Annotated in this window: 4 protein-coding genes and 1 pseudogene; 4 read left to right on the top strand and 1 reads right to left on the bottom strand. The window is 51.2% G+C overall.

Annotated elements, in window-relative coordinates; all coding sequences use genetic code 11:
• Positions 1-278: 278 nt before the first annotated feature.
• Positions 279-4,664, top strand: coding sequence for a glycosyltransferase (locus HMPREF3048_RS03660; RefSeq protein WP_070771226.1), 4,386 nt, complete (start codon positions 279-281; stop codon positions 4,662-4,664).
• 49 nt (positions 4,665-4,713) lie between these two features.
• Here the strand turns inward: HMPREF3048_RS03660 and wecC are convergent, their stop codons facing one another.
• The gene (gene wecC, locus HMPREF3048_RS03655) at positions 4,714-5,961 is read right to left on the bottom strand and encodes a UDP-N-acetyl-D-mannosamine dehydrogenase (RefSeq protein WP_070613928.1); all 1,248 of its coding nucleotides are present in this window, start codon (positions 5,959-5,961) and stop codon (positions 4,714-4,716) included.
• A 180-nt stretch (positions 5,962-6,141) separates the two neighbouring features.
• Here wecC and HMPREF3048_RS12500 point away from each other — a divergent pair.
• The 3 genes and pseudogenes from HMPREF3048_RS12500 to HMPREF3048_RS03645 form a co-directional block, all read left to right on the top strand.
• Positions 6,142-7,128, top strand: a pseudogene (locus HMPREF3048_RS12500) (IS3 family transposase); the annotation flags it as partial.
• A 164-nt stretch (positions 7,129-7,292) separates the two neighbouring features.
• Complete coding sequence (locus HMPREF3048_RS03650; protein ID WP_141758843.1) at positions 7,293-8,474, top strand: hypothetical protein; 1,182 nt, start codon at positions 7,293-7,295, stop codon at positions 8,472-8,474.
• Between the two features lie 383 nt (positions 8,475-8,857).
• Positions 8,858-9,115 (top strand): hypothetical protein, encoded by a 258-nt coding sequence (locus HMPREF3048_RS03645; RefSeq protein WP_070613926.1) that lies wholly within the window; start codon positions 8,858-8,860, stop codon positions 9,113-9,115.
• Positions 9,116-9,265: the final 150 nt, after the last annotated feature.

Raw genomic sequence — 9,265 nt, 5'->3', positions numbered from 1 at the left:
ACAAACGGCTACACCACTACACGGGACTTGACCGGACAGACCTGTAACTTTGGCCTTTTTCGCGGTGAAGCATCCATTCCTCAGGGGTGCGGCTCCAGGGTGGGTGTTCGCAAGTCGTAACCTCGGCTAATCAAACCATGTCCGCGATCACGCAGTTTCCAGTGGAGGGTTACCGCAGCGCCGCTGTCTTAGCATGGGAGTAGCTTCCTACGAGTTTGTAGAATCGATTGAGCAACGGGCTAGATCCTGTGTAGTTCAAACGTCTGAAGGAGCGTCTAGTGTTCGCCGATGAGATCCGCGATCCGCAACATCTCGAGCAGTTACGGATTAATGCCATTGTCAATGATCCCGAGAAGTTCTACAACGAGATGAAGCATCTTCGTGGGCAGAGCCAGGAGAAGCAGCTCGCTGCGCTTATGCGCGAGCGAAGCGATTTGAAGAGGAGAATCTCATCCGCGATGGCGAGTCTCAAGGATGAGAAGACTCGTAGCGAACGGCTCGCGAAGCAGAACTCCAAGTTGAAAGATCAGATTGCAGCACTTCGTAGTTCCAAAACTATGCGCCTTGGGCGTGCTGTTGCAGCGCCGGCTAAAGCTACGCGCCATGCGTTGACTGACCCAGTTGGTTTTACGCAAAAGGCAGCGAAGAAATCTTCGAAATTCGCCAACAAGGTAGTCGATGCGCTACCCCGCACTGGTTCGTTTGGCAGTGGTAACAGTGACGGTGAACGAGATTTCGAATCCCTAGAAAAGCGTAACCACAGAACTCGCAATGAATCGTTTGAAACGACATTGAATCGGCTGTGGTATCAGGAAGGTCGAGTCAGTGATGCCGCTACATTCATTCAAACGAATCAAGCTGCGTTAGAGGAATCTTCAGATAAAGCAAAAATTCTCTCGCACAGAATTCTTGGTATTGAACGGGTTCGCAAGAACGGCATCGCTCTCCCCGCACGTTCGGATGCGTGCGCTTACGTTCCCGAGGTAAATCGTGTGATGTATTGCGTGCACCAGAGCCCTGTTTTTAACTCAAATGGCTATTCAACACGAACTCGGGGTGTGGTTGAAGGACTCTCGGCAAATGGTGTTGATCCGGTTGTTGTCGCCCGGCCAGGTTATCCGTGGGACTCAAAGGCTGATCGAAAAAAGCCCGGTCAGCGTCGCAGTTCCACAAATCTAGACGGAGTGCCATATGTTCACATTCCCGGCGGAAACCTGAGCCGAGACGCCTTAGATCACTATTTTCAGATCGCCGCAGATGGTTTCGTGCGTGAAGCGAAACTGAATCGTCCCAGTATGATTCAGTCAGCATCGAACTTCCGGACAGCGCTACCAGCTCTGATCGCTGCCAGGAGAGTTGGTGTTCCCTTCGTCTACGAAGTGAGGGGACTTTGGGAGCTAACCGAAGCATCATCAAAACCGGGGTTTGAAAATACGGAACGTTTCGAGCTCATGCGCGACCTCGAGACCTTGGTTGCGCTGGAAGCAGATGTAGTACTTGCTATTACAGACCAGGTAGCTGATGAGTTGGTCGAACGGGGCGTTGAACGAGACAAGATCCTGCTTGCGCCTAATGCGGTGAATACTCGCAGGTTCGTGCCGATTCCCGCAGACCAAAGCTACAAGCAAGCGAAAAAGATCCCAAGTGAGGGTCCGGTCATTGGCTTTGCCGGCAGCTTGGTGGAATATGAGGGGCTCGATCTGCTCATTGAAGCGTCCGAGCTGCTTGGGCGAGAAGGTATCCAACACCAGGTTGTGATTGCTGGATCAGGCGTAGCAGAAGATAACCTGAGAACGCTAGCAGCGGATCGCCCTCATGCGCAGGTCCGATTCTTGGGACGCTTACCGCAGTCTGAAATCCCTCGGTTGATGAGTATCTTCGATATCGTCGCATGCCCGCGTCATTCTCAACGCATCACCGAGTTGGTCTCGCCCTTAAAACCCTTGGAAGCATTTTCAGCCGGTAAAGCAACGATTTTGTCCGATGTCGCACCTAACGTAGATCTTTCAGGTACAGCAGATCTACCGCGTGCAGCAACGTTCAGAGCGGGAGACTTAAAGAGCCTCACCGTGGAGCTACGAACACTGATTGAAGACTCTGAAGCACGTGGTGAGCTTGGCCGTAGAGCGCGTCTCTGGACGGTTGAGCAGCGTACCTGGGAAGCTATCGGCCAAACTATGCGGTTGGCTCAGGTGGAGGCGCGTCGTCGTTACGAAACATGCGTTACTTCAAGTAGGGAACTTGCTGATTTGACGGTGGGGGTGATTGGAGATGAATTCACACGTACCACTCTTGAAGGGGCGTTCCACACAGTTTTGATGAGTCGTGAAAGCTGGCGTCAACAGTTTTCGTCGCACTCGATTGATCTGCTGTTTGTGGAATCAGCATGGGAAGGAAACGGTGGCGAATGGAAGCGGGGAGTCGGGCACTACTCGGATGACGAAAGCGCTGATCTGCGAGCACTTGTAGCGTATGCGAAAGAAAACGGAGTCCCCACTGTCTTTTGGAATAAAGAAGATCCGGTGCACTTTGCGCGATTCGCCCCTAACACAGCCCTGTTTGATCATGTGTTTACCACCGATGCGAACATGATTCCTGAGTATTTGAGGGTTCCTGACTGCAAGAATGTAAGTGTTTCTTCTCTACCTTTCTACGCGCAGCCCAAGATTCACAATCCTCTACCGGTGTCGAGAGAGTTCGATAATACGATCGCGTATGCCGGGACGTATTACGGGCAGCGATACGCGGATCGTTCAAAGGGGCTTGACCAGCTGCTCGAGGCCGCGAGAAAGTATGGACTAGCAATCTACGACCGTCAGGCGGATATACCAGATTCTCCCTACACCTTTCCGTCAAAGTATGCGCCTGCGGTTCGAGGATCACTGCCATACACCGAGGTGTTGAAATCGTACGCATCCCACATTGCTCAACTAAACGTGAGCTCAGTGACAGATTCTCCGACTATGTTCTCTCGCCGTGTTGTTGAGATCCCTGCTTGTGGCGGTGTTGTCCTTTCCTCTCCAAGTCGTGGAATCTCGGAAACCTTGGGGCCGAATATTGCGTCGTCCAATGCCGAAGAGGACATTGACGCATGGATGCTCAATTGGACGCAAAGCGCAGAAGGCCGGCTGGAAGAAATCTGGCGGCAAATGCGCACGATCTATCGATCACACACGACGGATACAGCAATGGCAATTATGTGTCGCACTGCTGGTATTCCGGTCCGTGGAGTCAAGCTTCCGACTTACTTTGTCACAGTTTCAAACCCGAGCAACGAGCTAATTGCATCGCTACTGGAACAGTCTGTTCGACCATTCGCTATTGTTGGTGACTTATCGGAACAACAGCGCGCACTAGTCAGAGAACAAGGCATTCGCGTGGACGTTGAGTCAGTAAAAGCGGACTACACCACGCACGTAGATAAGCCAGTTTCACGCACGCATTTTGAGGATTTGCTCCTTGCTACGCGGTTTGGTGAATGGGATGTCATTCAGCCACTGTATGGGGAGAGCTTTGTTAACGGCGACTCAGTATGTGTTCCGATTACCCCGGACGAAATAACTGTTGCGGCGCTGATCAGAAGCGAGAATGCTGACAATGCAAATGCTGTTGGAATGTTTATGGCGCCGGACACAGCTTGGACGCAACCGGAACAAGTCGAAAATGAGTTAGCGTCTCTCCCCGTTGGAGCAACAGTTCTTGTGGCAGGGCACGATCTGAAATTTGCTCAGAGCACTATTGCCGCCTTGACGGCCAATGGTTATAAGGTCCTATTGGATCAATGGGAGTCGCATACTCAGCACGACGAAGATCAGTCGATGGAACTGCTTTCTGAGGCGGATATAGTTTTTTGCGAGTGGGGTCTGGGAAATGCGGTGTGGTTTTCGCATCACGTTCGCCCTGATCAACGACTTGTTGTGCGGGTACATTCCCAGGAGCTGTTTCGCCCGTACCTCAAGCAGATTGATACGTCTAGCGTAGAAAAATTCGTGTTCGTGGGTGAACTTATTCGAGATACCGCCGTCATTTCCCACGGCATTCCAAAAGAAAAGACAGTTATCATCCCTAACCCTGTCGACGTGGGGGCACTTAAGCTCCCGAAGAAGCCGACGGCTGAGTTCGGTATAGGCTTTGTCGGAATTGTGCCACGGTCAAAGCGTTTGGACCGTGCCCTTGATGTGCTTGAGGCGCTACAGAAAAAAGATCAGCGGTTCCACTTGCGGATAAAAGGTAAAACCCCTGAAGACTATCCGTGGATGGCAAACCGTCCGGAGGAAATGGCATTCTACAAGGAGCAATACGACCGGATTGCAACGCTAAATAACCGGAAGCCTGGTTCTGTTATTTTCGATGGCTTTGGTCCTGATATGGCCGATTGGTACCGGAACGTAGGTTTCGTCCTCTCGGTGAGTGACTTTGAATCGTTCCATCTCACTTTGGCTGACGGTGCTGCTTCTGGTGCGATTCCCTACTCCATCGCGTGGCCGGGTGCGGATCTCATCTACCCACTGGAATGGCTGTCTGCTTCAACCGATGAGCTGGCTCAAGCCCTGATATGTGGCGAGGTGAATTCTGAGGATGCAAGTCAGTTCGTGAAAGAGCACTTTGCTCAGGAAGACGTCCTTGAACGCCTGGTAGCTTTGATTACTCGTCAGGAAGGGTAAAGTTGAAGGGCCTGCCCCTCGGGGAGGGGCAGGCCCTAAGCGGCTCTAGTTAAACCCAAAGACCTTTGGTGTCCACGATGTGTTTGCCCTGAATTTCAGATGCACGAACTTCTTTAAACTCGTTGTGGTCAACCAGCAGTACCAATACGTCTGCTTGATTGATTGCGGAATCAAGCGTGGCGTATTCGACGTTTTCTAATCCCTCGAGGGCCGGCGGCAGAGCCTTTACGTTCGGCTCAACAGCGAGAATCTGCCTATTGCTGAATTGCGTAGCGACGCGCTTCGCAATCTCCAATGCTGGAGATTCGCGCAGGTCGTCGATGTTGGGCTTGAACGCCAGACCGAGAATCGCGATTGTTCCGGCGTCCTCCTGGTTAACAGCGTCAGCAATCTTGTCCAGCACCCATGCGGGCTTTGCGTCGTTTACCTCACGAGCGGTGCGAATCAACCGCGCTTGTTCAGGAGCGCTAGAGACGATGAACCATGGGTCCACTGCGATGCAGTGGCCGCCAACACCTGGACCGGGTTGAAGAATGTTCACGCGAGGGTGGTGGTTAGCTAGCTCGATTAGTTCCCAGACATCGATGTCAAGGCTGTCACAGATGACAGATAGTTCGTTGGCAAAAGCAATATTTACATCGCGGAACGAGTTTTCAGTTAGCTTCGCTAACTCAGCAGTGCGTGCATTTGTCTCGAGCAGTTCGCCACGGCAGAAGCTCGCATATACTTCGCGGGCCTGCTTCGTAGCCTGAGGTGACATACCACCGATGATGCGGTCGTTGGTACGGAGCTCTTCCATGGCTTTGCCAGGGAGAATGCGCTCGGGGCAGTGTGCAAAAAGAATTGTCGGTTTCTCGTCCGGATTGTCGCTGCCATCGATAACGAATTCAGGGCGCAGTTCAATAATGCGTTCGGCCATGCGCTGGGTCGTGAGCGGCGGAGAAGTGGATTCGAGCACAACTAGTTCACCACCCGTAAGCTTCGGTGCGATGGCCTCGGCGGCCGAATAGATGAAAGCCATGTCTACGGAATGGTCCTGTTGGAAAGGCGTGGGAACCGCGACAATGTAGGCGTCGGCAGTCGGCATTGCCGTGGAAGCACGGAAGTTGCCACTTTCGAGTGCGTTTCGCAGTTCCTCCTCGAGGCCTGGCTCCACGATTGTTACTTCGCCGTTGTTTACGGATTCAACTTTTTCTGGTACAACATCTACGCCGGTCACCTGCAAGCCACTATTGGCCATGACGACGGCTGTTGGCAGGCCAATATAACCTAGTCCAATAAAAGCAACTGAATTCAAATCAAGGCTCCTTTAGGTGTTAAGAACACCTGCATTGTAGCTCTCTGCTTCCATGTCTGAGCGGGGCACCCAGAGTTGACGTTCAGTGCGAGGCATTCAATCTTGTTAATAGAGGCTTTATCATGAAGTGTCTACTCTTGGAAGTGTCCTCAGGCTAGTTCCTGACCTATCTAAGGAAAGATAGGTCACTCGGCCCAGAATAATTTCGTCGAGTTCAAGGGAAGGGCAGTCGGCCAAATCGTTGAAACGGTCCACCTTAAGCCTTGCTCACTGCAATGCGCTTACGGAGAAGTCGGGATACTGCTTGGCGTTTGCCACCAGACGTTGCGCTTGTGGTATCTCGACTTGGTTGTACTTCGCGGACGGGCAGCAGCCTCGGCTGAGGAACCTGTCGAAGGCAGAAGCTCAAGAGAATATTCCGGGAAGGTCGTGTTAGTTGAAACGAACCAACGAGATTTTGAAAACCAGATTTGGTTTTTTCCCGGTGGAATTTTGCCGATGCCACGATGAGATGATTTCCAAAATCGACGTGCAAAAGGAACAAATTGGGGTCGAAGTCATCTGCCGTGTTTTGAAGCAGGCAGATCGTGGTTTCATTGCCCCGCGCGGCTAGCGGATCGCCACCGCACGGACTCCAAACGCAAATGCGTTGAGCGAAAGCCTGCTTATCCCAGAGACTCAACGTATCCAGGGGAAAACTTCCCTGTTTACGGCACCCGCAAAATGCGGGACGCAATGAATCGGGAGGGCTTACATATTGGCCGCGACTATACGGCGCGTTTGATGAAACCAGCAGGTGTTTATGGCTGGCGGCGTGGACGAAATCTGATAGCGATGGATAGTCACTCAATTGCAAGTCGGTCGTCCGGATCTTGTCTAGCGGAACTATCGTGCTGACGCACCTGGCCTGCTTTTGGCGTGCTGGCATTACCTTTGCGAGCACCTCGTCAGCGTTTCTTTGCACCGCGTTTGTTGTTGAAGTGTTCATGCGCTGCCAAGGGAAGGATTGGAGCACGTGTTGACAAAACCGGTCGAATTCATGACGGAAATCTAATCCATCGCAGTGATCGGAACAGTCGGTACATGTCGCTAAAATAGTCTACAGCGTTGGCCGATGCTGAGATTATGCCGGGCGTGGGAAGCGTCGGAGATTCATGCGACAATGCATAGGCTAAGAATAATCATCGTTCGCTGAACGTGGCGGAGTTCTGTACGCACGGAGTGCTACAGAAAGACCCAGTGGGTGGAAACGGACAGTGGGCATGAGCAGGCGGTAGTTTACTATGAGGCGAACTACTGTTTAGAGGCGAGCAAATAGTTGGACGGATTAAATGATTTTGAACGAAAAGCTATCCCTGCCAGTATTTCCGGATGAAAATAGTTTCTACGAGGTTAAAGGGCTACTAAAGTCAGCTTCTGAAAATAAAGTTCTGGTTCGATTTTCGCCAGAGAAAGGGCATCCAGGGAAAATCGACGGGCTCTGGCCTACCCCTGACGGTTCGCATTATCGCTATCTCGAAAATAGTAGTCATCTTGAACCCTTTAGTGTCGTAGCTCATATGCCCCCGGAACAATTTGGAAAAGTGACTGTTACCATCGAAAGATGGAAAGGGCGGGGTGAAATTGAGCTTCTCTTTGAAAGCTTTGTGGGGTCTCCCAAAATTCTTTATGTGGGAAACCGGGGCGTGGAAGACGAAATTTTCAAGCGGTTCCCTGTTGAAACAATCACAGGAAGTTCCATCGCCTTCTCGAAACTGGAAGCCGAGCTAAAACATCTCGCGTACGACGTACTTCTAGTTGATTTAGATAGCTTCCTTCGCGCTGAAATGAGAGTCTCCTCGTTCACTCCAGAGCTCGGTGAAAAGTTACGGCGACTTGCGTCGGTGGCATCCCCAAGGAGAGTCGTGTTTGTGGCAGGTGACAGGCATCTAAAGGCGGAAGTCGAAACTAACGCATTTCGTAGGTTAGGTGAAAAGCCAGCATACGGGGTGTTTGATTGCGGATCGGATGATCATTTTTCCGAAGTGCTGCACGAGTTGATGGTGGAAGAAGAGCTATTGCAACCCGTGCACGACGGTGGGTGCCTGAGTGCCGTTGATAAGCCTTTCAGAGATATAGAGGCTCTAGACGTAATTTCATTGTGTGATTGCGCTTCTGCATTTGAATTGGCTTTCGATTGTGTGGCAGATCATTCCATTAAGCCGAAAGATTGTTTGGTCAGCTTTGAGATTGCAAAAATAGAAGCAGGTGAAATAGTTGCAGACCAAACAATTGATTTTCGGGTCGACGGCTTATATCTGTCAGGCGATCCATCCATTGGTCACTTTAAGTATTTAGATCTCCGGCCAGGGGTTGGTCGTTATCATGTAGATGTTGACTTACCTGCAGGCTTGGTGTGCACCGGCATGCGGTTCATGAGGTTTAGCCGAGAGCGGCCGAGTATCGAGATTGCAAACGTAAAGGTCCAACTGAAGAACAGTCCTAGGCAGAGAGATAAAGAATGGAAAGTTTGAGGAAATCGGTCAAAGTTGCGGTTGTTCAACCAGCTGATCAACCACCACCGCTATGGGTACTTCCTAACGGGACGATGATTTGGCACTCAGATGCGGACATACTTCCCTCATCGGTACTGCAGTCTGCTGATTGTATTTATATATTTAGCCCAAATTACCAGGATATTACGCTCATGGAAGGGTGGCTAAGGCATGATAAATCTGTAGTTGCGGTGTGGCGTCCAGAAACTGAACGGCATGTAACTCGGGTCCTTATACAGTTCGGCACTTCTGATTGTTGCTTACAGTCAGTCGACTTTAGGGATTCCGTTGCCCTTGCCACCTACAGCACTAACGGGGGTAGAGGCGATTGTGAGCTAGCGAAGGTTCAACTTGGACGACTCGTGACAGTTCCGGTTATCCTATCGGCACAACAGGCGGAGGAGTATCGGGCTAAACTCAACCATCTTGAGAATGAAGTGGAAGTGCTTCAACAGGTTGCCAACTCAAAAGAAATAGTCGAGACCGAACTCAACTTTGCCAACAGGTTGGTTGTCCAACTGGGCGACCAGCTCGTTGCTCAGTGCGTCAGGAACGAAGAGCTGAAGATGCAAAATGCTGCCTTGGCCGAACGTATCCTCGAGCTCAAATCGGAAAGCTAGACAGCAGGAATACTTCATTGGGTAGCTGGCTGGAATGGTTTGTCACAGGAGATGATTGGGAAAATGTTATTTAATGAAGGTTCTTCTCAGAGGTCGCAGCCTGGTGTCAGCGTTATCTGGCCTGTGTCAAATTTTGTGGACGGGTAAACC

It is taken from the genome of Corynebacterium sp. HMSC075D04 (assembly GCF_001815635.1).
Classification (GTDB): Bacteria; Actinomycetota; Actinomycetes; order Mycobacteriales; family Mycobacteriaceae; genus Corynebacterium; species Corynebacterium coyleae.
This window is presented reverse-complemented; position numbering and strand designations above follow the sequence as displayed.

What these genes read in the sequence shown, in the direction of transcription:
- HMPREF3048_RS03650 (WP_141758843.1), top strand. Translation starts at nt 7,293, where the DNA reads ATGATTTTGAACGAAAAGCTATCCCTGCCAGTATTTCCGGATGAAAAT.